Annotated in this window: 21 protein-coding genes; 1 reads left to right on the top strand and 20 read right to left on the bottom strand. The window is 46.8% G+C overall.

Annotation, left to right across the window (positions count from 1 at the left end):
• Positions 1-119: 119 nt before the first annotated feature.
• On the bottom strand, positions 120-722 hold the full coding sequence (locus ACFVRY_RS15815; protein WP_387501171.1) for a TetR/AcrR family transcriptional regulator: 603 nt from the start codon (positions 720-722) through the stop codon (positions 120-122).
• Positions 723-1,412: 690 nt separating this feature from the next.
• Positions 1,413-2,153 (bottom strand): class I SAM-dependent methyltransferase, encoded by a 741-nt coding sequence (locus tag ACFVRY_RS15810; RefSeq protein ID WP_387501170.1) that lies wholly within the window; start codon positions 2,151-2,153, stop codon positions 1,413-1,415.
• A 314-nt stretch (positions 2,154-2,467) separates the two neighbouring features.
• Here ACFVRY_RS15810 and ACFVRY_RS15805 point away from each other — a divergent pair, with 314 nt between their 5' ends.
• Entirely contained in the window at positions 2,468-2,746 is a 279-nt protein-coding gene (locus ACFVRY_RS15805) for a hypothetical protein (protein ID WP_387501168.1), read from the top strand.
• A 135-nt stretch (positions 2,747-2,881) separates the two neighbouring features.
• Here ACFVRY_RS15805 and ACFVRY_RS15800 read toward each other — a convergent pair whose 3' ends face one another.
• From ACFVRY_RS15800 to ACFVRY_RS15715, 18 genes are all read right to left on the bottom strand, one after another.
• Positions 2,882-6,337, bottom strand: a complete 3,456-nt coding sequence (locus ACFVRY_RS15800; RefSeq protein ID WP_387501167.1) for an RCC1 domain-containing protein — start codon at positions 6,335-6,337, stop codon at positions 2,882-2,884.
• Between the two features lie 442 nt (positions 6,338-6,779).
• Positions 6,780-7,163, bottom strand: coding sequence for a putative periplasmic lipoprotein (locus tag ACFVRY_RS15795; RefSeq protein WP_387501165.1), 384 nt, complete (start codon positions 7,161-7,163; stop codon positions 6,780-6,782).
• 133 nt (positions 7,164-7,296) lie between these two features.
• The gene (locus tag ACFVRY_RS15790) at positions 7,297-8,037 is read right to left on the bottom strand and encodes an IclR family transcriptional regulator (RefSeq protein ID WP_387501164.1); all 741 of its coding nucleotides are present in this window, start codon (positions 8,035-8,037) and stop codon (positions 7,297-7,299) included.
• Between the two features lie 52 nt (positions 8,038-8,089).
• Positions 8,090-8,728 (bottom strand): ABC transporter permease, encoded by a 639-nt coding sequence (locus ACFVRY_RS15785; protein ID WP_387501163.1) that lies wholly within the window; start codon positions 8,726-8,728, stop codon positions 8,090-8,092.
• Positions 8,729-8,733: 5 nt separating this feature from the next.
• Positions 8,734-9,687 (bottom strand): ABC transporter ATP-binding protein, encoded by a 954-nt coding sequence (locus ACFVRY_RS15780; protein WP_387501162.1) that lies wholly within the window; start codon positions 9,685-9,687, stop codon positions 8,734-8,736.
• 63 nt (positions 9,688-9,750) lie between these two features.
• Entirely contained in the window at positions 9,751-10,650 is a 900-nt protein-coding gene (locus tag ACFVRY_RS15775; RefSeq protein ID WP_387501161.1) for a glycine betaine ABC transporter substrate-binding protein, read from the bottom strand.
• Positions 10,651-10,668: 18 nt separating this feature from the next.
• On the bottom strand, positions 10,669-11,310 hold the full coding sequence (locus ACFVRY_RS15770; RefSeq protein ID WP_387501159.1) for an ABC transporter permease: 642 nt from the start codon (positions 11,308-11,310) through the stop codon (positions 10,669-10,671).
• A 318-nt stretch (positions 11,311-11,628) separates the two neighbouring features.
• The gene (locus ACFVRY_RS15765; RefSeq protein WP_387501158.1) at positions 11,629-12,870 is read right to left on the bottom strand and encodes a Zn-dependent hydrolase; all 1,242 of its coding nucleotides are present in this window, start codon (positions 12,868-12,870) and stop codon (positions 11,629-11,631) included.
• Positions 12,863-14,134: a Zn-dependent hydrolase gene (locus ACFVRY_RS15760; RefSeq protein ID WP_387501157.1), complete on the bottom strand. Its 1,272-nt coding sequence runs from the start codon at positions 14,132-14,134 to the stop codon at positions 12,863-12,865. The genes ACFVRY_RS15765 and ACFVRY_RS15760 overlap by 8 nt, the downstream gene beginning before the upstream one ends.
• A 27-nt stretch (positions 14,135-14,161) precedes the next feature.
• On the bottom strand, positions 14,162-15,526 hold the full coding sequence (locus tag ACFVRY_RS15755; RefSeq protein WP_387501155.1) for a dihydroorotase: 1,365 nt from the start codon (positions 15,524-15,526) through the stop codon (positions 14,162-14,164).
• On the bottom strand, positions 15,523-17,082 hold the full coding sequence (locus tag ACFVRY_RS15750; RefSeq protein ID WP_387501154.1) for an HAL/PAL/TAL family ammonia-lyase: 1,560 nt from the start codon (positions 17,080-17,082) through the stop codon (positions 15,523-15,525). The genes ACFVRY_RS15755 and ACFVRY_RS15750 overlap by 4 nt, the downstream gene beginning before the upstream one ends.
• 38 nt (positions 17,083-17,120) lie before the next feature.
• Positions 17,121-18,215, bottom strand: coding sequence for a thiohydantoin desulfurase (locus ACFVRY_RS15745; RefSeq protein ID WP_066372651.1), 1,095 nt, complete (start codon positions 18,213-18,215; stop codon positions 17,121-17,123).
• Positions 18,203-19,870 carry a thiourocanate hydratase gene (locus tag ACFVRY_RS15740; protein ID WP_387501153.1) on the bottom strand — a complete coding sequence of 556 codons (1,668 nt, stop codon included), beginning with the start codon at positions 19,868-19,870 and terminating at the stop codon, positions 18,203-18,205. Before ACFVRY_RS15740 ends, ACFVRY_RS15745 begins: the two co-directional genes overlap by 13 nt.
• Positions 19,871-20,173: 303 nt before the next feature.
• Positions 20,174-21,061, bottom strand: a complete 888-nt coding sequence (locus tag ACFVRY_RS15735) for a DUF427 domain-containing protein (RefSeq protein ID WP_387501152.1) — start codon at positions 21,059-21,061, stop codon at positions 20,174-20,176.
• Positions 21,062-21,095: 34 nt separating this feature from the next.
• On the bottom strand, positions 21,096-22,028 hold the full coding sequence (locus tag ACFVRY_RS15730) for an ABC transporter substrate-binding protein (RefSeq protein WP_387501401.1): 933 nt from the start codon (positions 22,026-22,028) through the stop codon (positions 21,096-21,098).
• 251 nt (positions 22,029-22,279) lie between these two features.
• Complete coding sequence (locus ACFVRY_RS15725) at positions 22,280-23,113, bottom strand: class I SAM-dependent methyltransferase (protein WP_387501151.1); 834 nt, start codon at positions 23,111-23,113, stop codon at positions 22,280-22,282.
• A 36-nt stretch (positions 23,114-23,149) separates the two neighbouring features.
• Complete coding sequence (locus ACFVRY_RS15720; RefSeq protein WP_387501150.1) at positions 23,150-23,551, bottom strand: hypothetical protein; 402 nt, start codon at positions 23,549-23,551, stop codon at positions 23,150-23,152.
• A 123-nt stretch (positions 23,552-23,674) separates the two neighbouring features.
• The gene (locus ACFVRY_RS15715; RefSeq protein ID WP_387501149.1) at positions 23,675-24,196 is read right to left on the bottom strand and encodes a flavodoxin family protein; all 522 of its coding nucleotides are present in this window, start codon (positions 24,194-24,196) and stop codon (positions 23,675-23,677) included.
• Positions 24,197-24,217: the final 21 nt, after the last annotated feature.

Genomic DNA, 24,217 nt, shown 5'->3' with positions numbered 1-24,217 from the left:
TCTCCGGTTGTCTGGTCGATTGGACAATATTCAATTGTTCATCCACAAACTGAATATGTATTCGTTTTGTTACCTGTTATATTAGCAACGACTTAAATCACTTGTCAAACTATTTTTTGTCATTTCTTAGGCACACTAAATAAGGTTACGATATTTGCAGCTTGAATCTTTACCGGAATTTCATAGCCGGGCGCTAATTGCAGCGTCAAGCCTTGAATCAAGCTGACAAAATAGAACGCAAGCTCTTTCGGATCACCCTCAATAATGACACCTGCGTGCTGCCCCTGACGCATAATCTCGGCCATCGGCTCCAGATTCTTGGTGAATCTGCGTGTAGCTGCTTCTCGCAGCTCCGGGTTAACCGTTTCGTTTGTCCGAATGCTTTGCAGCATGATCGTAAACGCCCAGTTCTCAGGCGTTGCGATCCAGCTCTCACAGATGAGATGGAGCTTTTCCCGTGCATCCTGAACCAGTGCAGCTTGGTTGGATATTTGACGGCCATAATCGATCTGTCCCCGCTGCAGCACTGCATTGAATATATCTTCCTTCGATTCAAAATAGTTGTAGACGTTGCCGACGCTAAGTCCGGCCTCCTTGGCGATATCTTTCACACTAGCGGAATCAATCCCCCGTTTTGCAATCACCTGAAGGGAACAATCCAGAATATGCTCCCGTCTCACTTCTCTTAATTGTTGATCTTTTTCTACATTTCTCGGTGACACTGGAAGCCTCCTAAAAAAATATGAAGTATAGAGCGCGGACAAGGTATACAAGACAAACTTAAGATCTAAACGTAAGACTCGGTCGTCACTACGGTGGAATGTTTGGACTTCCGGCCGCTGTTTACAGTTGAAATCCGGAGAGTTTATGCTTCCTGCCAGCTTTCCTGTGGAAAGCTTTTAGGCGGTCTCTAACGCTCCCACAGTTCCAAACATCCCCCTTCTTTCCTTCTCGCTTTTTGTTACTTTCTTTTGTTCGGTTTATATAGCCACAAATGTCGATGATACTTCCCAACTCCATCGAATCATGTTGTCCCTTCTGCATATTCTATCTCTTCATAGTTAAATATTCAAAATCCCTTCTTCTGACCTTGGATGGGCTAAGGGGGATCGAGCCCCTGACCCCTTAACCAGTGATAGAGATCGTTTATGTTACAGTATCCAGATGCAGAAAGAAAGCTTATTGAGTACGCTCCCTCCATATTGGAGTATGATTTATTCAGTTCAATCATGATACTTGGTAAAGATTCTTGTCCCAAGTTCATCCCCAAGAAAAAGTAATATGTTTCCGCATCTCCACATGTGCTTAGTAGACAGTGACAACAAACATATATGCGTCCAAAGGAATAGTGTTCTTCTTATCTTCGAAAAAACAATAAAGGGATTGCCCTATAAGAGCAATCCCATTCTAATTTATTCTTTTGTAGCTATAACCATTACTTCAATATCATCTAAGCTAATATTTTGACGCTTCCAATTACCTGCCGTTCCGCCCCAAATGTTCTCAACCTTTAGTCCCACCTGAGTAAACATCTGTTTCAATTCAAACGGGAGGTATCTTCTCTCCTTAACCTCAACCTGTTTCTTTCCTTCGGGCAAATCCCATTCATCAATATAATGTTCTACCATGGTTACAGGATTAAACCTTCCGGAATCAACGTTCTCTTGGGTAAGGTTGCGAATTTTTGAGTATGCATTCAAGGTTGAAAGAATAAATCGACCCTTTGGCTTCAACCCGTCAGAGATATTTTTAAGAATCGCCAAATCATGTTCGACTGGCTCCTCATCTCTGCCAACTAAACCAAATGCCCCCTCGCAAAGGCAGATAACCGCATCAAATGTCTTTGTTGGGGTGTATTTCACAGCATCACAATGAACCCATTCAACATTCACATTCGCTTCAGTTGCCATCTTCTTCGCTTCCAAAAGCATACCTGATGATATATCCACTCCTGTTACCTTATATCCACGCTTTGCTAGTTCGATGGAATGTCTTCCTGTGCCACAACCTACATCAAGAATGTAGCTTCCTTCCGGAAGTTTCAATTCTTCAGTCACAAAATCAACTTCCGAAACTGTGTTCTCGGTAAACCCATTATTCATGTATTGAGGAGCATGTGCATCAAAAAAAGATTCCCAATTATTTTTATTCAACTCGTTATACCTCCATGTTATGAGAGCCACGGAAGCACATCAATATCTTATCGTATAAATGTAACTTCCGTAGTTCAGTTTTGTTTTGTTCCCTCTTGAAGATATACGAATAGACTTTTCATACTGCATCTCTCCCTTGTATAAGATATCTAAATTATAGAATATACCTCAAATTTTCACAATGGCGAATTTAGTTATAATTATGATTTCCCAAGACTATAGGCTATACGTACACAACTTTCAAGAAATTATCCCATAAGACAAACACAGGTTAACATTTCGCTGATTGCTAAATATGATTCATTCGGCACTGGATGGGGTCTAAAACAATCCGCATTAATCAAGAGCTAAACAAGCTAGCCCTTGCCAAACGCAAAGCGGAATTGGAATCTGTCCTCAAAACACAAAAAGACACGGAAGAGCAATTCCGTGCCTTTCAGAAGCTAATTGCGTTGTTCGCACAACTTGATATTGACGACGAGCAAGTTCTAAAACATTTGCTCTGTCAAGTAATTCAAAAGATAGAAGTCCACGAGGATGGATCTATCAAGATTCATTACAACATCGCCCATCCTCAAGGAACGGTCGAATGAAAATCCTAATTATCAGTATTCCAAGGTGTCAGGCTCTTATTCTATTGCTCTCATAAGTAAAATCCCCTACATGCTTCATCACAATAAACTAGCAATCCTCCTATTCTTCTGTAAACATAAGAAACTCCGTCACTATCATGGTGCAAATAGTAAGTTAAAATCAGCAACCATTCCTGGGGTGGTTCGACTAGCATCTAATCCATTACCAAGCATACCATTATTACCATCTCCCCATGTCCAAACGGTACCATCCTCTTTTAGAGCAATAGAAGTATTGCCGCCACCGCCTGTGATGGCTAGAACATTGGTCAATCCATTAATGATTGCTGGGATGTTGGTATAAACGTAATTACCAAACCCTAGCTGCCCATTCCCATTGTATCCCCAAGAGTAAATATTACCGTCCGCATCCTTAGCAAAAGAATTATAATCTCCTGCACTTATTAGGGTAATATCGGATAGACCGGTGATTTGAACAGGAACTAATTGATTATTGTTCGTTCCGTTCCCTACTTGACCCATCTGATTAAATCCCCAACTATACACATCTCCCGAATCGGTTAATGCCAATCCATGCTGATTCCCCATCTTGATGGAAATGATATTCGATAACCCGATTACTTGAACAGGCTTATTTCTGGTAATAGTTGTACCGTCGCCGAGTTGTCCATTATCGTTATAACCCCAAGCCCAAACAGTACCATCTGATTTCAAAGCGTAAGAAGCGCTATATCTGCCTTGTATCTCAATCACATGATTTAAGCCTGCTACTTGGACAGGTCTACTGCCTGAATCCCAAGTCCAAACCGTTCCATCACTCTTCAATGCCAAGGAAAGCGTACCACCTTCCGCTGAAATGGCGATTACATGATCAATTCCATTGACGATAGAGGGGAAGATAGAAGCACCTCTACCCCATTGCCAGATTTGACCTTCAGAAGTCAGAGCAAGCGTATGATCAAAACCACCTTGCACGGCAATTATATTACTTGGCAAGCCTGAAACAGCATACTTGGCTGGATGGACTGTCATCGTTCCATCACCAATTTGTCCACTCCAATTGGCACCCCATGTCCACACTTGACCGCTTGCTGCCAAGACTGCGATATGCCCGGCACCTTCGGACAATTGATTTTGCGGCGTTATCACAATATCATTCACGTCATAGTCTAGCTCTTTCGAGTAGACGCTGACCGTTCCAGCTTGATTTGTTGACTTCACTGTGATTACATGTGCTCCTGGTGTTAAGGCATCTAGTGCAATCGTCATAGTTGCACCGGCTGAGATACCAGAAGCGAGAACTGTCGTACCGTCTGTGTCATAAACAGTGATGTTATCTCCGTTTAATAGTTGTCCTATGGTGAGGATTGGCATGTAGTTAGAAAGAGAGCCATCCATAGAAATCGTAGGCAAGCCCAGAATACTGGTTGCTGCAGCAATCTCTACTGCCACTCCGGTTGTAGGTGCTGCTTCATTCTTCACTACTACTTCAAATGAAATATACTTACCTACATCTTCGCCTTGTAATTCATACGTTAAGCTTGTCGCCCCTTCAATCAAAGTATGATTGATTGTGAAGTCTATATCATCTGAACGGTACCATTGATAGGTTGTCCCGTCTTCCAAGTCCCCATTTACATCCTCATAGGTGTAAATGCCCGTCAAGGTTTGCCCTTCGATCAAGGTTCCGCTAATGGAAACATTCGTTGCAGTTGGTGCTGCTGGAGCCGCTATAATTAATGCAGTCGCTGCACTTTCCACTGTTAAACCTGTTGTAGGCGTTACTTCATTTTTCGGTGTTACTGCAAATGAAATATACTTGCCAGCATCTTCACTTTGCAATATATACGTTAAGCTTGTAGCTCCTCCAATCAAGGTTCGATTGATAGACATTTCCGCATTATCCGCACGGTACCATTGATAGATGGTACCTGCTTCAATATCCCCATCTTCATCTGCGTATGTGTAGCTTCCCGTCAGAGCTTGCCCTACGATCGCTGTTCCACTAATCGAAACACCTGCGGCAGATGGCGCATGCGGTGTTGGCGTCGGGGTCGGTGTTACTGTTGGCGCTGGCGTTTCTGTTGGTGCTGGCGTTACTGTTGGCGCTGGCGTTTCTGTTGGCGCTGGCGTTTCTGTTGGTGCTGGCGTTTCTGTTGGTGCTGGCGTTTCTGTTGGTGCTGGCGTTTCTGTTGGTGCTGGCGTTTCTGTTGGTGTCGGTGTTACTGTTGGTGCTGGTGTTACTGTTGGCGCTGGCGTTTCTGTTGGTGCTGGCGTTTCTGCTGGCGCTGGCGCTGGCGTTTCTGTTGGCGCTGGCGTTTCTGGTGTTGTTGGTGTTGCTGGTGTTGTTGACGTTGCTGGTGTTGTTGGTGCTGTTGTTACCAGCGGATTCTCGAACGTCGAGCCAACTGTATTAATAGTTGCGATTATGATTGTGCCTTGACCAAGTATTTTCACTACTGCATCTAAGACAAGTGAATTGATGGTCGTACCTTGGTTAAGGTTGATTGACGTTCCTGTTGCAGTTGATTTTACATTCAGATTCTTAATGGTACCTTCCGGGAAATCAACTTGAATTTGTTGCGAGCTAACATTTACTGTATTAAATGAACCTTGTAAGGTTACTTTTGAACCTGCCGGAATGGCAGTATTTAGGTTAACATTTTCAAAACCTGTCCCCTTAATGATTGCCGGAGAATTGACTGCTACTAATGCTACCGTTGTCGTTCCTTCCGATACAATCCGCACAATCCCTGTCCCCGATTGTTTATCAATTACAATATCAACGAGTACAGAATTGTTGAAATGAATACTATTCTCTCCGCCACCTTTGACAGTGACTGTCCCTGTTACTTTGACGTTTTCCAAGAAAGCATCGCCGGAGCCAATACCTTCACCCAATAATAAGTTTCCGTTAATAACCATGTTTCGCAGCGTTACTCCAGTTACATTCACAACTACGTTTTTATTGACAGTTTCTATTCCTGTAGTAGGACCGTAAGTACCTGCCTTGTTGTAAACGATTGCTTGCGACATCAGTGCGCGATCCAGAGTAACTACCGTTTCTGCACGAGTTATGAAGGCCTTCGGTTTAAAACTATGATCTGCATCATAGCCGGTCATAATCTGCTCGGCTACTACTGCGCCAATGGCATCCTTGCTCCAGCTTGCAAAGTCACTTGCATCCAGAAATGCTGCCGCGGATTCGTTATCTGTCGCATTTAATTTCAACAGTCGGCTTACAATCACGGCAGCCTCTTGTCGACTGATCGGATTGCCCGCCCCAATGGTTCCATCGTCGTAGCCTGTAATATATCCTGCTTTTACAGCTTTCGCTAAATCAGCATAGGCCCAGTTATTTGACGTTACATCCCGAAATGCAATCTCAGCTTGTTCTGTAAATCCAAACGCACGATTGACGAGAACTATAAATTCTGCTCTTGTAATTCTTTTTTCTGGTTTAAAGCTACCATCTTCATATCCGGTGACAAGACCTTTGTCAATCCATGCGGAAATTTGATCTCCCGCCCAATGGCCTTTGATGTCCGATGCCGCTGATGCTGATGCCGTTACCGTGGCACCAAACGTCATACCAAACGGTGAAAGTAATAGGCATACAATAACTACGTATGATACTAACTTTCTGATTAATTTGTTCTTCAAGATATACCCCCTCAATGACTACAGAGTTTTTATATTGGTTCATTACTCCGGCCAATGAAAAGTATATCTCTACCCAATGACAGCAAAATGACAAACTGTGACAAAAATCGCCTTGGCATGGGTCTTTCCAATTTAACATAATCGAACTCATTAGCGTTGCTGTCCATTGAACGCAAATAGACCGCCTCCTCTCGCAAAGGTATGCGGTCTATTTTGACGTTTCCTGATTGTTAGAGCCTACCGTCCTTAAAAGCGGCTATTGCACTGGGAGTCGTGTTAGCAGCACGGCTAACCATATCCGTCTTAATCTCTGTACGCTGCTCACGTTTGCCCATCGATTCCTGAACTGACCTCTTATAAATTCGCCTTATTATTCCTTTTCTATTTGCGCCAACACAAACATATCTTCATTAATTTCAACCGCAATAGCAGTTTGGGTAGATAAATCCTTTATCTTGTATAGCTTTGTTCCAACAGGATAGTGATTTGAAAACTCATCCTTACTGGACTCCGATTCCTTATCCGAGTAAGTTTTAATTTCCCCTATACTTTCCTCAATATCGGTAGAGGCTACTTTTATTTCAGTCCCCACATAGATCGTTTTATTAAACGTAATGATCTTGTCAAAGGACCAGCTTTGAGATGATACTTGGACTACCTCAGGTTCATTGGTCTTATCAACTTGAGCTAATGAAGGATGAGCACATCCTGATAACAGAAGTAGTGCAGACAAAGTTCCAATTAATCGCTTCACGGTCATTCCCCCTTAGTAATCAAGACGTTGGAAAATGAAGAAAGGTTACCTGAACTTAGTCCTGGGCAACGCAAAAAAGCGGCTCATCTTACACTCCGCTACTCTCACTCTTTATACAATTTAATAAAAATACTTACCCCAGCCCACCAAGCTTGCACGAAATACGAGACGCCGCTTCCTTCACGTGCCCAATGAATAGCGGAATTTCGTCTTCCCCAAGCCGATGAATCGGTCCTGCAGCTGACAGACTGGCAACAATTCGCTGCTGCGGGTCAAGCACAGGTGCCGCAATAGCAAACGCATCCGCATCTACCTCACCCAGGGTAAAACAATAGCCTGCGTCCCTTATGTTATGCAGTTCTTGCAACAGCGTAGACTGCGTGGAATCTGCCTCAAAAAGCTTGCACATGTCTTCGATAATCTTATCGTTCTCATATGCAAGCAGTGTTTTTCCCGAAGCGCCTGAATTCAGCGGCAACACCCGACCATTTTCAATAGACATTCTGATTAATCTTGGACTGGTTACATTCTCAAGACAGATGGCTTTGGAACCGGAGCGGACGAATAAGACCGAGGTTTCATTCGTTAGAGCCGTGAGCTCCTCCATGATTGGTCTAGCGATGACCAGAAGCTCCTTCTCGATCTGCTGAGTCAATCCTCTGGCTAAATCAAAAATCCGAAGCCCCAGGCCGATCTTGCTCCTCCCCTTGCGCTCCACAAAGCCACTCTTAATTAACGATTGAATAAAACGATATGCCGTGCTCTCCGGAATGCCTACCTTCTCCGCAATCTCGCTTACCGTAAGCGTAGAACCGGAATCAGCAAGGACAAACAGGATATCTATAGCACGTTCCAGCGTCTGAGTACCATTCATTATTACACCTCAAAATAAAACGATCGTAGTTATAAAACTCTGAACCAGTATATCATACTCTCTGTTCCCCGCGTGACCTGCGCAGGGTGGTTTTCTCAAGTCGCAACAGCACCATATTCGTTGATAACGCCAGCAAAGATACTAGTAGCGTGCCCCACACCATCTTGGGAATGGAGTTTTGATACAAACCTTCGAACAGTACCCCGCCCAGCCCTCCGGCATTAATCCAGGCCGCGATGGTTGTAATCCCTATTACGGATACCGACGCAATTCGCACCCCGCCCAGAATAACCGGCAAGGCAAGCGGCAGTTCAATCCGGACAAATTGTCTCCACGCGCTGTACCCCATACCTTTGGCCACCTCAATAATAGAAGGATCAATGCCTTGAAATCCTGAGATGACATTGCGGACCAGAATTAGCTGGCTGTACACAACTAGTGCAATGATGGCCGGCTTCGCACCCAGTCCCACGAACGGGATCAGCAAGGCGAACATGCCCAAGCTGGGAATCGCATAAATAATACTTAGCACAGACAACACAGGTACTGCAATTCTCCGTCTTCTGGCTAGCCAGTAGCCCAGCGGTAGCGCAATAAGCATCGCGATCAGCAAAGAAACAAACGTAAGTACGATATGCTCCCATAAAGAAATCAACAAATCATCATAATGGCGGGAAAAATAGTCCAGCATTCCAATCACCTGCCATTCTGCAGATTCAACTGCTCTAGCGTAATCTGACCTATTCGCTCACCCTTATCATTTTCAACCACGACATAAGGGGCATTGTGCTGCAAAAGAGACTGAAGCGCGGTCTTTAGACTCTCACTACCCTGAATGGTAGGAGCGCTATCCGGTACAGTGTCATTCAAGGCGATCATTCGATCCTCAGCCCGGATCAGGTGGAGCTGCTGGAATAAGTCATCTGCTTGAATCAAGCTCGACACAAAGGAATTGCTAGGGTTCGACATAATCGCCAGCGGGGTATCATACTGCTGAATGGAGCCTTCATTCATGACGATCATTTGATCGCCCAGCTTCATCGCCTCTTCCACATCATGTGTAACAAACAGTACGGTCTTGCCAAGCTCTTGTTGAATCTGCTTAAAATCGTCCTGTAGCTTCTTTCTTGTAATGGCGTCAATGGCGCCAAAAGGCTCATCCATTAGCAAAATGGCCGGGTCTCCAGCCATCGCTCTCGCGATACCCACCCGCTGCTGCTGTCCACCTGACAATTGGCGGGGATAGAGCTTTTTATAATTTTCCGGAAGATGAACAAGCTTCATTAAATAATCAATTCGCTCAGCTGTCTTCTGCCGCTCCCAGCCCAGAATATCCGGCACAGTGGCAATGTTCTGCTCAATGGTCAGATGCGGGAACAGCCCCACCTGCTGGATCACATAACCGATGCTCCGACGCAGCTCTGTTACAGGTAAGCTTCGAATATCTTGGCCAAACACAGAAATGGTACCTGCGGTCGGCTCAATAATGCGGTTCACCATCTTCAGTAAGGTTGTTTTCCCGCTGCCCGATGCGCCCAGAATCGTAACAAAGGAACCTTGGGGAATGCTTAGACTCGTTTCGTTAACAGAAGGCTTCGGGGCCTTCGGAAATGTTTTGGATACTTGCTCGAAAACAATTGCCTCTTTCATCGCTGATCAACTCCTGTAGGAAGGGGGTTTCCCCGTGCTGGAGAAACCCCACTGTTTCAATTCTTACTTCTTAATCAAGCCTTGTTCTTCCAGGAAGGACTTGGCTACATCTGCATATTCTTTTTTCTCAATATCGACTTGAGCGTTCAGCTTTTGTACAGTTTCGTTATCCAGCTTCGCGGAGATTGTATTCAACACTTTCGCGATTTCCGGGTCCTTGTCGTTAAGCTCACCACGGATTACAGGGGCAACGAAGTATGGAGGCCAGAATTTCTTGTCATCCTCCAGCAGCACGAGATCTTTGTTGGTCAAATCACCATCCGTAGTAAAGCCTACAGTCACATCGGCTTCGCCGTCCAGCACAACACGGTATTTGATACCGTAGTCAAACAGCTTCATGCTCTTGAAATTCAGTTTACCGTAAGTAGCATTCAGACCTTTCAGTCCATCTTCACGCTCTTCGAATTCCGGCACGGCTGCCATGTTAAGCTCAGGTGCATACTTCACTAGATCGGAGATTTTGTAGAGATTATATTTCTCAGCAATTTTCTTAGAGGTAACCAGACCTTGGGAATCATTGGCGTTGGTCGGTTCGAGCCAGATCAGATTGAATTTGTCTTTGTACCCTTTGGCTACTTCATCGTACACCGTTTTGGCATCCGATTTCGGAGGTAATTCCAGAACGTTGATCAATCCGGTTCCTGTGTACTCAGGGTAAAAGTCGATATCACCTTTTTTAAGCGCTTCATGAGCAACCAGTGTACCACCGAGATTAAGCTTCCGATCTACCTTGTAGCCAGCATCCTCAAGAGCCAGTGCGTACATTTCACCTAATACCAGGGATTCGGTAAAGTTCTTGGAGCCTACTTTCACAACAGTCTTGCCGGAATTGGAGGAGCACGCGCTAATTACCAGAACTACACTTACCAGCAAACCAGCCAAAGCCCATAGTTTTCTTTTCAAAGGAATACTCCTCTCACATTAACGCTGATATTTGGTGACTAATCTTTCGATTCCCGAAAACCCGATCTCCGATAGAATGGCTAAAAAGGCTACCGGAAGTGCGCCGACAAGCAGCAAGGAAAATTTGTACATCCCCAGACCATTAATGATGAACGTGCCAAGTCCACCGCCACCGATGAACGCAGCGAGCGTGGCACTGGCAATGACCTCTACCGCCGAAGTCTTAATTCCGGACAGCAGTAATGGAGCCGCAAGCGGCAGCTCGATCTTACGCATAATCATTCTCTCACCCATTCCGAGGCCCGATGCTGCTTCAATGATCGACGGCTCGATCCCCCGAAAGCCCATATATGTATTAATAAGAATTGGAGGGCAAGCAAGTATCGTCAAGGCGACGAGTGCGGGTGCAAAGCCTGTTCCCATGATCGGTAGAATAATAACTAATACCGCCAAGCTTGGGATGACTCGCAAGGAATTGAAAAGGCCCATGATCGGATCGGTTAACCATTGCTTCTTGGCACACAAAATACCGAGAGGTACACAGATGACGATCGCTATAAGAAGCGCGTAAACGCTTATGCTCAAATGCACCTTGGCCGCTTCCAGAAACCGGTCACTATTGGTTATCACATACTCGTAAGCTTCACGGAAAACATTCACCCGTAATCCAGCTCCTTTCGCCTAATTTATCATATAGCAATAATTAATTACCATTATTATTAAGCGATATATACCATTATGTCAATCGGAATTATTTTTTGTTTCTTTATATAAGACGAACTTAAGTTCCAAACGTAAAGCTCAGTCGTCACTACGGTGGAATGTTTGGACTTCCGGCCGCTGTTGTCTGCAGATTTCTTGGTTTATTACCGCTGTTCGCGGTAGAAATCCGCAGACAAAGGCGGGCGCTGTCGCTCCTACAGTTCCAAACTTCCCCCTTCGTTCCTCCTCGCTTTTTGTTACTTTCTTTTGTTCGACTTATATAGAAAGTTGTATCAGAGCATGCAGCAGCACATTGGCGCCGTCCGCACAATCCTCGGGACTGCTCCATTCCAATGGATGATGGCTGATACCATCGCGTGAGCGGACCAGAATCAAACCGATTTCCGTAAGCTCATTCATGGCAACCGCATCATGGCCTGCGCCGCAGACCATATAATGCTCAGGCAACCCATTAACTCTGCAGCTCTCTGCCAAGGTATCCATAATCATCTGGGAGGAACGAACGGGCGGAGCACTGTCTGTGGATATCATCGAAAGACTCAATCCTTTTTCTTCAGCTGTGCTAGCTAACGCCCCTCTAATCGCCCGCTCCATCCGAAGCAACTTCTCAGCTTCTTCATGCCGCAGGTCGACACTGTATACGACCTCTCCAGGGATAACATTAATTGCTCCTGGCGCAAGCTTTAATGTGCCTACCGTTGCCACTCCACCGTGCTCAACAGCTATCTGCTCGATGGCAAGCAGTTGCGCCGCAGTAGCCGTCAACGGATCTTGCCGCAGCTTCATGGGAGTCGTTCCTGCATGATCCGCACGCCCGCGAACCGTTACTTCAAGCCAGCTATGTCCATAAATCGCAGTAGCTATTCCAACAGAAGTCCCCAGCGCCTCCAGTACACGACCTTGCTCAATATGCAGTTCGACATAAGCCTGGAGCGATTGGCGGCTGCGACTGGCTAATGCTGCGGCATCGGGATTCACACCCGCATTTTCCATGGCTCGCTTTAAAGAGATCCCCTTGGCGTCCGTCAGTTCCAACCAATGATTATCCCAGCCCCCGCTCATCGCCCGGCTTCCCAGATAGCCTGCGCCAAAGCGCACGCCTTCTTCATCAGTAAAACAAATAACCTCCAGAGAACGAGCGTGCCCGATGCCCTGCTCTTTAATGGTACGCAGCACTTCTATTCCAGCCAGTACGCCCAGCGCCCCGTCAAATCTCCCGCCCTGGATAACTGTATCAATATGCGAGCCTGTAGCGATGACTGCTGCATCCAGTTCTTCACCTGCCAGCAGCCCGATCAGATTGCCTGCTTCATCCTGCCGGACCACTAGCCCGGCATCCGCCATCAGAGACATCACAAATTGTCTTCCGGTCAATTCTTCATCGGTGAGCGAAAGACGGGTAATGCCTCCCTGTTCATCCGCGCCAATCTGACCTAAAGCCTGAATGGAATTCCATAGACGCTCGCTATTAATTTGTACAGATATGGGATTAAGCATCCTCCCACCGACTGAAATCTTCTTCATCAAATAGCAGCAACGCTTGCCCTAACGCCTGTGTTCCAGCAGCGACGTCCTGAAATTCCGTCCACTCCTCCGGACAATGGCTTCTGCCATCCTTACTCGGAACAAAAATCATCCCGATCGGTGCAATACTTGCCAGTTGGTTGGCATCATGACCTGCTCCACTAGGTAGACAGGTGGCAGGAGCCACAGAATTACAGGCTAAGAGCACCTTCTCCAGCACCTTTTCCTTGACGATAACGGCATCCGATTTCGATAAAGACTCAAGGGATAGCTGCAACCCGCGTCTTGCTGCAATCTCGGCAGCTTCAGCAGCAAATGCTGAGTATACCGCCTCAGAGATTTTATGATCCAGCGAGCGGATCTCCAGATCAAATCTAACCAAGCCTGGCACAACATTGGATGCATTAGGCTCATTGTTCATTTTACCAATTGTACCTACCGCATCCTTCGCATAGTGCAGACAATGACGTTCAAAAGCCAAACCGATCTCGCAAAAACCTGCCAACGCATCGTTACGCAGCGTCATCGGGGTCGTTCCCGCATGATTAGGCGCGCCAGTAATCTGGACCCGATAGCGATGAATCCCTACGATGCCCAGCACCGCGCCCAGACGATGCCCCGATTGCTCCAGCACCGGGCCTTGCTCAATGTGCAGCTCCAGATACAGTGCTACCTCTCCCGGTTTTCTGGCTTCAGCATGCAGACGGCTGACATCACCGCCCTGCCGGTTGATAGCATCAACAAGCTGCAGACCTGTATCATCCCGCAGCTCCAGCATCGCCTCTGTCAGATTCCCCACCATACCGCGGCTGCCAATGGTTGAGAGGCCGAACTCGCTCGGTTCTTCCGCCGTAAAATCAACGATTTGCAGCGTATGCCGCAGCTTCAGCCCCGATTCTTGCAGCACACGGGCAATTTCGATACCGGCAAGCACGCCGATAATGCCATCAAAACGCCCGCCGCCCGTCACGGTATCCGTATGCGAACCGATCATAATCGGAGCTAAGCTGGGATCGCTGCCAGGCAGAACCCCGATCAAATTAGAGGCGGCATCAATCTCCACGATCAGTCCCGCGTCCTGCATTTGCGCGGTCAGCCAGCGTCTCCCGCTATCATACTCTTCCGTGAATGGACGGCGGGTCCAGCCGGGCTTGGACGGGTTGATCAGCGTGGATAGCTGCTCAATATTATTTTGCAACCTGGATGTGTTAGGTACCATCCCTGCATGAATCTCCATGTTCCATTCCTTCTCCCTAGAATGAATTTATGCCCGGTGCTCTGCGCTCACAAATTGACCATACCCAGGCTGGCCTACAACGGCTCCTGTTTCGTACACCACAGTCCCTCTGACCAAGGTATGGGTTAGCTTCCCTTGCATTTGCATGCCTTCATAAGCACTCCAGCCTGCACTGGAATGTAGCTCCCGCTCATCTAGTGTCCAGGCAACAGAAGGATCAATAATCGCCAGATCGGCATCGTAGCCAACTGCCAATTTGCCTTTGCGATGCCCCAGTCCAAATACATCTGCAGGTCTTTGACTAAGCAGTCGCACCATCTCCGTTAGCGATATCCGCCCCTTCGCCACGCCTTCACTATAAATGACAGGAAGCAAATGCTCTACGCCCGGAGCCCCCGATGAATTGTTGAAAATGTCCGCATCCGATTTGCGCTCAAGCAACCATGGCGCATGATCGGAAGTGATCATATCAATGGCGCCTTTGGCAGCCAAGTCCCAGAGACCTTCAACATCTGATCTGGAACGCAGAGGAGGATTGATTTTCCCCTTTGCCCCGAGGCGCGGCATGTCATCTTCGCTAAGAGTTAGATAATGCGTACAGGTCTCTGCTGTAATTTTAGCCCCAAGTGAGCGGAAGTACTCAGCAAGCTGGAAAATACGAGGATACGTACAATGATACAAATGCAGCTTGACTCCGGTCTCGTAGGCTAGCTCCATTACTGTCAGTGCAGCGACGGATTCGCTGACTTTCGGTCTGCTCAAACCATGCGAACGAGGGTCGTTGCCGTCATCGCGGTATTTATCAAGGTAGCGCCTTACGATTTCATCGTTCTCGGCATGAACGCCTACTGGCAAGCCCGTCTCAGCAATGACAGCAAAGGAATCCAGCAGTTGTCCATCATCTATCCGCGGAAACCGGAAAGAATCCGTGTTAAACATAGACACCTTGAAGCCACAAGCTCCTGCTGCTGCCAGCTGGCGAATATGCTCGTAGCCGTCCTCTTTATGGATGGTGACCAGCATGGCGATATCTACAAGGGATTCCCGCTCCAGCCGCAGTCTTTTTTCCTCGAACATCTCAAGCGTACAGACCATGCCTGTCGCATCGTAAGGCATCTCTATAATCGTAGTAACCCCACCCGCTGCTGCGGATGTACTCGCTGTGGTAAAACCTTCATCTAAAGAGCTATAACAATGAACGTGCGCATCTACAGCCCCGGGGAGCACAAAACTCCCCTCTGCGTGAATCACTTTGTCTGCTGCGATGGCCTCTTGGTCCTGTTGACCTATGCTGACAATCTTCCCGTCCTTGATCCCAACCGCTGAATCATATAGCACTCCATCAGGAAGTACGAGGTTCCCGTAAACTAGAAGATCATATTGTGAGCTCATGAATCACTTCTCCCTTCCAATCGAATTCCGCCCCGCATTAATTCATATGCAGCACTAATATCAGGGGTTAGTGGCCGATCCTCTGTCAAAGGCGATACCACGTTTCGAATCTGTGCATAGACCGCAGCTGATCCTTGACCTAATGTAGCGTGTGAATCACGTAAATCAATCGCCTGAGCGGCGTGAATGGCTTCCATGCCAAGAATATAATATAAATGATCAATAATATCAGATGTCTTACGAATCACCAGCGGGGTATTGTTCGCATGATCCTCCATGTCTCCAGCAATAGAGAAGTAGTCCGCAGAGACCGGATTAGACAGCAAGCGGATTTCTGCATCCAGTGAAGTAAAGGTCTTCTGCATCGTGCCGAAAGCAATCGTCCCTTCGTTGGGAGCCAGAAAACGCCCCAATCCAGTGAAACGCGACGTTCCCAATTTGAGCGAGCGATAGCAGGATATTTTGGATACATGACTAAGTGCAATGGCCAGCATTTCAAAAGCAACAGTCCAGGTGGTCACGTCAAAATTAGATGAAGGCACCACTCTTCTTTCTTTTAAAAGAACACAAGGATTGTCATCTGAGCTATTCAATTGTACGCACAAAAGCTTGGAAGCATACGCAAGCGCATCCCGAGCCGCGCCATGGACATGACAGGCACTCCGAAAGCTTAATGGATCTTGAATCTTCTCCCGCTGATCCATTTGCAGCAACTTGCCGCCGTGTAAATAATTTCGGACATTCGCTGCACTTTCCGCCGCTCCTTCCAGTGGCCTAGCTTCGAATAATGCCTCCTCAAATGGGCTGGTACAACCTTGCAGCGCCTCAAGTGACAAGGCGAACACGGCATCTGCCGTGTCCAGCAGTCGTAGTGCCGCTGCTGCCGTTAATGCCGCACTGCCTGACGACAAGGCGTTAGAGCTAACAATCGCCAGCGCATCTTTTGGTCCAAGCTTCAACGGCAGAATCCCATTGGCTTCCAATGCGACTTGGGCAGAGACCGTGTTCCCTTGATAGCTTACTTGCCCTTCGCCGATCATAGTCAAACCAATATGGGATAAAATAGATATATCTCCAGCCCCCACTGAGCCGCGTACCGGAAGAATCGGATGGATACCGGCATTAAGCATATCCCGGTACATCAGGACAATCCCCGGCTGCACACCGGTACAACCTAGCAGCAATGTATTTAGGCGCGCGACAAGTACCGCTCTTACCTGCTGCTCTGTAGCCGCAGGACCCACCCCAGATGAATGAGAGTAAATCAGATTTCGATTGAATGCTTCATACATATCGGCGGTGATCTGACGGTCTTTATTCTTGCCAACACCACGATTCAGTCCATAAATCGGAATGCCTTCCGCAGCCAGCTCATGAATCAGAGCATGCGCTTCCTCAACCCGTTCCAGCGCCTCCGGAGACACTTCCACCCGGCATCCGCTATTGGCAATCTGCTCAAGCTCCTGAATCGAGAGATTGTGTCCGTCAAGCGTAATTATAGAATCGGACAATTGACCTTCTGTGTCCGTAACGTTCATTTCTATGTTTCCGTCCATAGTCTAGCACCTTCTCAGTTGTAATAAAGGATCAAATATTAGATGCCCTTCAGACCGTATTCCGCAAGCGGAATGCCAAGCGCTTTTTCTACCTCCGGATAGACGGTAGGATCCTTCACGCTGGAGCTAAGCGGAACATGCTGCTTGTCGATGGCGAGCAATGAAATTTCCATTCCTTCCTTCACACCGCCTACACTGATTGGCAGACCCGTAGCTACCTCAAAGGTTGTAATGACATCCGGGTAAGTCGTTAAGCGGTTCCCGTTAGCATCATCTACCGCCATGTATTCATTCATGACATGCAGCGTCAATTCACTGCCAGCGCCGTCAGCCATCGTAATGGTACCAATATCAAATGCGCCTGAATAATGAACGTCCTTCTTCAGCACGACGCCTCGGCCGATCATTTTACCGTTCGTTTTCTGAACGACGGTCTCCATAATCGCTTCCGGCCCTTTTGCCTCCGCCTCAATCATCGCGTAGCCAAGGTCAAGTGCAATCGAAATCCCGCCAATCGCCGCATGTTCTTTCACATAAGAAGCCGGAATCGGATGACGTGCAGAAGCAATGAAGCCCCCAGACATATCAGAAGCCGTGCGCAGGATGTTGGACGTCTTCGCAGGCGTTCCTTTTACAACCAGCTCCAAGTAAGAACCGGTGTCTCTACGGCCACCAACTACTACCTGAATGGTCTGATAGTCAAGGCGCGAAGCCAGACCCATGGAGCCCATTTTACCTGTAGGATGCGCGCGAATATCACCGGTTGCATCCACAACCACCAGGCCGAGCGCTGCAGCAGGCAACCAGCCGTTGATCGTACTGGACATGCCGTTCTGAGGTGTCATCACACCGACCACCTTGCCATCAAAGTTCTCCATCAGGAGCTGAACAGCTTTGATATAGTCAACGCCCCACATCTCCCATTCATTTCCGGCGGGTGCGCCAATGGCTGTACATGTAATTATAATCGCATCATCTGGAAGCTCATCAACCGATACCAGCTTAGGCTTCGCAATACCTACTGCCGCACCACCAATCTCCAGTCCGTGGTCAACCCAGCCGCCACCTCCAGCTGCAAATACTGCTCCGCCTCTAACTGCTGCACGTACATCCGCTATTGTTAATTCCCGCATGATTCATTCTCCTTCACAGTGGTATCAATTCTACGTATTCCTTTTTTGCTTACTTCATCTAATGCTTCCTCATAGCCTGCGTCTGCATATCTCATAACGCCAAGTCCCGTATCGTTATCTAGCGTTGTCTTCAAACGAAGATCTGCATCAGCCGTTCCATCCGCTACGAGTGTTACACCAGCGCTTGTCATATAGCCACTGTAACCGCCCCCGCCGGAATGGATCGCTACGAGATCCGCCATCGAAGAACAGTTAATCATGGCATTCAGGAGCGGCCAATCCGAGATCGCATCACTGCCGTCCTTCATATTCTCGGTCATGATATTCGGGTGAGTCATCGATCCGGCATCCAAATGGTCACGTGAAAAAGCAATCGGACCGCTAAGCTCGCCCGTCTTAACCATTTCGTTCACCGCCAAGGCCAGCTTCGTCCGGTCACCGTGTCCGAACCAGCCAATACGCGCTGGCAAGCCTTCCACCGGCACATACTTGTTCGCCAGCGAAATCCAGTTCACTACGACCTCGTTATCGCTGAAATGCTTCAATATATATTGATCAATCTTCTGAATATCGCCGGCGTCCCCGCTCAAAGCTACCCAGCGGAAAGGACCAATGGCGCGCGAGAACAACGGTCGAAGGAAGGCTTCCGTAAATACCGGGATATCAAAAGCATTTTCCACGCCGTTCTGCACTGCTTGTGAGCGGATATTATTTCCGTTATCAAAGACAATCGCTCCTCTGCGCTGGAACTCCAGCATCGCTGTAACTTCAACAGCGATCGAAGCCCTTGCATCAGCCTGGAGCTGATCGGGCGCAGATTTGCGCATCTCGGCAGCTTTTTCCAAATTATAACCGGAAGGTATGTAGCCATACATTAGATCATGCGCCGAGGTCTGGTCCGTGACCACATCAGGCTGTATTCCTCTGCGAATCAGTTCTGGATAAATTTCGGCAGCATTGCCGAGCAAACCTACAGACAGGCTCTCCTTCTTCTCAGAAGCTTCCTTAACCCACTGCAACGCTTCGTCCAGATTAGCTGTCTTCTTCTGCAAATATCCGACTTCAATGCGTTTATCAATTCTGGCTTCAGATACCTCCACGCATAAAATAACGGCACCCGCCATCGTACCCGCCAGTGGTTGTGCGCCGCCCATTCCGCCCAAGCCAGCGGTTAGAATAAACTTGCCCGCCAAGCTGCCGCCGAAATGCATTCTGGCGATCGATTGAAAAATCTCATACGTCCCTTGGATGACGCCTTGCGAACCGATATATTGCCAAGCTGCGGCGGTTAGCCCGCCCCACACGATCAAGCCCTGCTCTTGATATTTATAGAAGTTATCACTCGTAGCCCATCTGCCAACGATATTACAGTTCGCCATGACCACAATGGGCGCATACTTATGTGTACGCATAATGCCGATAGGCTTTCCGGATTGGATAACAAGGGTCTCATCCTCTTCCAAGGATTTAAGAGTATTAACAATGGCATGATAGGAATCCCAATTCCGTGCTGCCTTCGCAAGTGCAGCATATACCGTAAGTTCCTTCTGATTCTCGCCATTTTCAAGTACATTCTCGAGCATTCTTAGCAGCGCTTCCTGCCTCCAGCCCTTACACCGCAGCTCTCCACCTCTAGCAGCTGTAATTCTATCCATGCCAATTCCTCCTTTTTATCACCATTCAATAATTACTTTCTATTAATCAATAAATTAACAAACACACACCTTATAGTCAATACAATTCGCAAGATTTGCGTCAGTTTAAGTAACGCGCTAGGAAATAACCGCTTTATTGCGGTGCTGAAATAACTTTATTGTAAGTTAACATCGGCTTAGAAAGCTAATTTAATGACAATTTTCCACAGAATGATTTGCTATCTACAGCGAGAAAGAAGGAACCTGGCTCCGCTGTGGAGGCAGATTCCTTCTCTTATAATTGGCTTCCTATACAAAGCACTATCAATTCACTGCTTCGCCATCTACCAGAAGCTCGACACGTTCATTGTAGAACGCGATACGACCAGCGATCACCGACAGCTCGGGACGAGGATCGGAATAAGACCAGGCGATCAAATCCTCCCCTTCGTTCGAACGCCAGTAACGATCAGAGTAACCTTTATACGGGCACTCGCTCCAATCTTCGGTTTCCGTCAGCGCATTGAAATCAACAGCTTCTATCGGAAAATAATATCTGGTCGGCAAACCTGTCTCATAGACCAGCACCGGATCATTCGTTTCGGCAATCACCCGGCCATTCACCTTTACAGTAACATGACGGCTGCTCGGCAACGCATCCACCCGATTATGCGGGTCACGCGGATGTGTCATCACCGGTTGATCTTCCTCAAACCAGCCGTCCAGCACACCGAGAAACCAGTTAACCCCGAGATAACCTTCGAGCCCCGGTTCGTTCCACGACCACGCCGCAAAAGGAATATGTCTATCCCCTAAATGAAGATCAAACCACTTCACCTCCGTTGTACGCGGTCGATAGAATCCCCCTGGCTCCGGCACTCCCTCCGAAGGGGTCAAGAGATCCGTTCGAACGTGTTTCACAGGAAAACCGTACTCAGGAACCTTATGCCGTGGCTCCCATACTAGAATCTGCGAACGGCTGTCTACTACCGCCACATCCCCTACTACGGCTCGCACCCAACGCTCACTTGGTTCGAACGTGTAACGTTCAGGGTAAGGAGGATACCGGCGGGTCAGACTGGAACTCTCCTGAGGAAGCGCAGCGCTTAGTGGGCGATTGGCAAAGCGAGGAAGGAGTTGACGCTCCTCGTCAGTAATGACAAATGGTACACGTTTAATAGTGTTAGCTGTTTTTTGATCCAATGGAGTCATAATCTACATCCCCTTCTCTTCTGTAGTGTTGAAATTATTTAAGCAATCCTTCGCTTTGCAGCCATTCCTTGGCTACATCCTTCGGCGTTCTCTGCTTCACGTCAACCTCGCCATTCAAGCGCTGCATTTTGTCATCATCAAGTTTTCCTGCAAGCTTATTGATCACTTCACGCAACTCAGGGTGTTTCTCCAGCACTTCGCCGCGGATGAGAGGAATGGCATAGTAAGGTACGAACACCTGCTTATCATCTTTCAGAACAACAAAGTTACTGAGCGGAATCTGACTGTCGGTTGTATACGCATTGGTCACATCAATCAGATTTTGCTCGATGGCTTTATAGGCCAACACTCTGTTCGGTATGTTTTTGATCTCTTTAAACTGTGGGTTGTACACCTTCTGGATTACAGGCCATGTATCTTCGCTCAGCAGAAAGTCCTGGCTTGTTCCAAACAATAAATCCTTAGATTGAGCAGCTAAATCCGAAATCGTCTTGATATTCAGTTTCTCAGCAGCCTCTTTGCGCATTACAAATCCGTAAGTGTCATTAAATCCGAGCTGGTCCAACACCTCGACTTGGTGCTTCTCCTTGAACTTTTCTTTTACAATATCGTAGACCTTTTGCGGATCATTTTCAGGCTTCTCCTTTAAAATCTTAATCAGAGCCGTCCCTGAATACTCTATATAAGTATCGATCTCACCTTGCTGAAGAGCTTCCCATACTGGACCCAAGGAAACTATTTTGGTGTTAAGTTTAGTATCTTGTTCAATGAGTTGAGCAATGGCACTAGCCAGAATGTCCGATTCTCCAAAACCCTTGGAGGCGATAGTTATCGTATCCGCGGAACTACCCTCCGATTTTCCACAGCCCGTTACCGCCAATGCTACTATGAGCGATAACCCAAGCATAACAAGAGACCTCGACTTTTTTCTCAAACCTAATCCACTAATTCTTCCAAGTAACTTCATCAACAACTTCTCCTCCCACTTGCCCATAAAAAAAGGCTCCATTCCCCTTAAGTTAAGGAAAATGAAACCTCCGTTTGTCCGGTCAGTTATCAGTATGATTATTAATATTCGATAATCGAATATCGTAAAGCAATATTAAAACACACTATTCCACTTGTCAATCTTTTTTATCAAGTAAATTCATCGGAATAAGGAGATACCTTTTCTAACCCAATTACCTGTGGAGGCTCTCGCATCTGATAACAACATTCCTATTTAGTTAATACTGCACAAATCATGTTTCCTTCTGGCGAATATTCTTTCCCCGCTACGTCACCATACAGCTCATATTTGCTAAACCCAATATGCCGCATCTCATCCATTAACGTATTTTCAGTAAAATAATGATCCCATATATTGTAGCAATGGATTGAGCTCTCATGAATGACGATCGTTTGGTTCAGAACTGTATCCTCTTTGTTATAACGATAAAATGAGTTCAAACAAAGATGAGGTTGATCACTCCAAAAACCGCCATCCCCACTATACTCCCAATCCTTCTTTTCCTTCTCGCCTTCATGTTGGGCCGGAGTGAATACATCCAAAATAAACTTACCATTTGGTTTTAATGCCTTAAACACTTTGTCCAATAACTGAAATCTGGCTTCGGTAGACATAACACCATAATCACAATAAATAAGCGTAATCACATCAAAGCTTTCAGAATACTCAAGGTCTAAGTAATCCTGATAATGATACTGGATATTGTAATGACTAAGCGTTGATTGTTCCTGCGCATAAGCTATTGATCGTTTGGAGTAATCTATCCCTGTTACCGAATACCCGGCCTTATGAAATCTCTCAGCATACAAACCAGGACCACAACCTAAATCAAGTAAGGTCGAGTAATGCTTTGGGGGAGCAATGCTTGAAATCCAACTAACCGATTGTTCGAGAAAATCCGCCTTGCGAGTTGCAGCATCCCAATCAGGATTGAGATGGGCCTCAAGCATGCCTTTTGAAATATGCTCATCATCCCAAAACTTGTCCGTACTTGGGCGATATAATTCAGGTTTACCAGAATATTGTGATATTTTAGTTAACATGATCTCACCTCGTATAATCACTATTCCTTTAGCCTTCTATAAATGAAAATCATTATATAATAATCCTGAATAATAACAAAAATCAATACTTATTTGCTCACGGGAGCCAATATGTAATAAGCTGCTTCTGGCACTCGACCGGAAGCAGCTTATTTTACGAAATAACAAAGAAACGGTATCTCTGCCGCCTAATCCGTGTATCTGGCCAGCCACTTCCGCAACCAAACATATATTTCGCGGATGGTCCGTGTCCGTCTCAATGATTTTTTCAAATCCGGCTTCATCAATAAAAGCTTCTCCCGGTACTCGATCCATATGTTCAGTCTCTCCATCAACCTGCAACCTTACATCGGACAGACACTTCGCATCTTCCTTGACTGCAGAGCGGATCGTGTAATGGAACCCGTTCACTTGGAATTCCTGTTTGCTAATGATCATGGCAATATTCCTTTCTTACCATTATAACTTGTTCCATATTAATCCAATTATACAGGTTATACGGTTAATAAAAATATAGCGAGTTTTCTTTAAAGTGTTTTTAACCTCTGGAGCCCCCCCAAGTTAAATCACATCCATTAACTTCTTCACAATTGTACTGCTTAGTTGTTTAATATCCCCGTCATCTAACCGGTAAGCGGAAGTATCTTTACGAGCAGGGATTGGGCCCGGCGGCAATAGGTCTGCAATATGCAGGTCGATAAGTACAGCAGGGTCTGTCCCTGTTCTTTTTCTGAGCTCGCCTGACACCTTCGGGTTTGTACCGTCCGCTCCACCACTGATCGAAATGAAACCATACTTGTACCGATTTGTTTTCAAGTACTTTAAATATGCGCGGAGTGGTGTGGCCACTTGCCCCATCCAAATAGGTCCGAAAAAGAGAATCAAATCATATTTTCCTAATAGATCGGGTGCCGGTTGTACCAGCGGTGTCCTACTAAAGATCATATCCAGCGTAATCGTACCCAGCGTCCGGGGCTTGGATTCTAAAATTCGAATATATTCAGCCGATAACTCCTTCGCCACATTGCTAGCTAACGCTTCATTATTGCCAGTGAATGAATACGAAATGACTATAATGCTCATGTGGTACCTCCTTGAAAAGAA

Source organism: Paenibacillus sp. NPDC057934 (genome assembly GCF_042887565.1).
Classification (GTDB): domain Bacteria; phylum Bacillota; class Bacilli; order Paenibacillales; family Paenibacillaceae; genus Paenibacillus_AQ.
Note: the sequence above shows the minus strand (reverse complement) of the source record. Positions and strands in the feature narration are given on the sequence as shown.

Excerpts from the sequence above, each read along its gene's own strand:
- ACFVRY_RS15805 (WP_387501168.1), top strand. The coding sequence starts at position 2,468 with ATGGGGTCTAAAACAATCCGCATTAATCAAGAGCTAAACAAGCTAGCC.
- ACFVRY_RS15800 (WP_387501167.1), bottom strand. The coding sequence starts at position 6,337 with ATGACGTTTGGTGCCACGGTAACGGCATCAGCATCAGCGGCATCGGAC.
- ACFVRY_RS15790 (WP_387501164.1), bottom strand. The coding sequence starts at position 8,037 with ATGAATGGTACTCAGACGCTGGAACGTGCTATAGATATCCTGTTTGTC.
- ACFVRY_RS15785 (WP_387501163.1), bottom strand. The coding sequence starts at position 8,728 with ATGCTGGACTATTTTTCCCGCCATTATGATGATTTGTTGATTTCTTTA.
- ACFVRY_RS15780 (WP_387501162.1), bottom strand. The coding sequence starts at position 9,687 with ATGAAAGAGGCAATTGTTTTCGAGCAAGTATCCAAAACATTTCCGAAG.
- ACFVRY_RS15765 (WP_387501158.1), bottom strand. The coding sequence starts at position 12,870 with ATGCTTAATCCCATATCTGTACAAATTAATAGCGAGCGTCTATGGAAT.
- ACFVRY_RS15760 (WP_387501157.1), bottom strand. The coding sequence starts at position 14,134 with ATGGAGATTCATGCAGGGATGGTACCTAACACATCCAGGTTGCAAAAT.
- ACFVRY_RS15755 (WP_387501155.1), bottom strand. The coding sequence starts at position 15,526 with ATGAGCTCACAATATGATCTTCTAGTTTACGGGAACCTCGTACTTCCT.
- ACFVRY_RS15750 (WP_387501154.1), bottom strand. The coding sequence starts at position 17,082 with ATGGACGGAAACATAGAAATGAACGTTACGGACACAGAAGGTCAATTG.
- ACFVRY_RS15745 (WP_066372651.1), bottom strand. The coding sequence starts at position 18,215 with ATGCGGGAATTAACAATAGCGGATGTACGTGCAGCAGTTAGAGGCGGA.
- ACFVRY_RS15740 (WP_387501153.1), bottom strand. The coding sequence starts at position 19,870 with ATGGATAGAATTACAGCTGCTAGAGGTGGAGAGCTGCGGTGTAAGGGC.
- ACFVRY_RS15735 (WP_387501152.1), bottom strand. The coding sequence starts at position 21,061 with ATGACTCCATTGGATCAAAAAACAGCTAACACTATTAAACGTGTACCA.
- ACFVRY_RS15730 (WP_387501401.1), bottom strand. The coding sequence starts at position 22,028 with ATGAAGTTACTTGGAAGAATTAGTGGATTAGGTTTGAGAAAAAAGTCG.
- ACFVRY_RS15725 (WP_387501151.1), bottom strand. The coding sequence starts at position 23,113 with ATGTTAACTAAAATATCACAATATTCTGGTAAACCTGAATTATATCGC.
- ACFVRY_RS15720 (WP_387501150.1), bottom strand. The coding sequence starts at position 23,551 with ATGATCATTAGCAAACAGGAATTCCAAGTGAACGGGTTCCATTACACG.
- ACFVRY_RS15715 (WP_387501149.1), bottom strand. The coding sequence starts at position 24,196 with ATGAGCATTATAGTCATTTCGTATTCATTCACTGGCAATAATGAAGCG.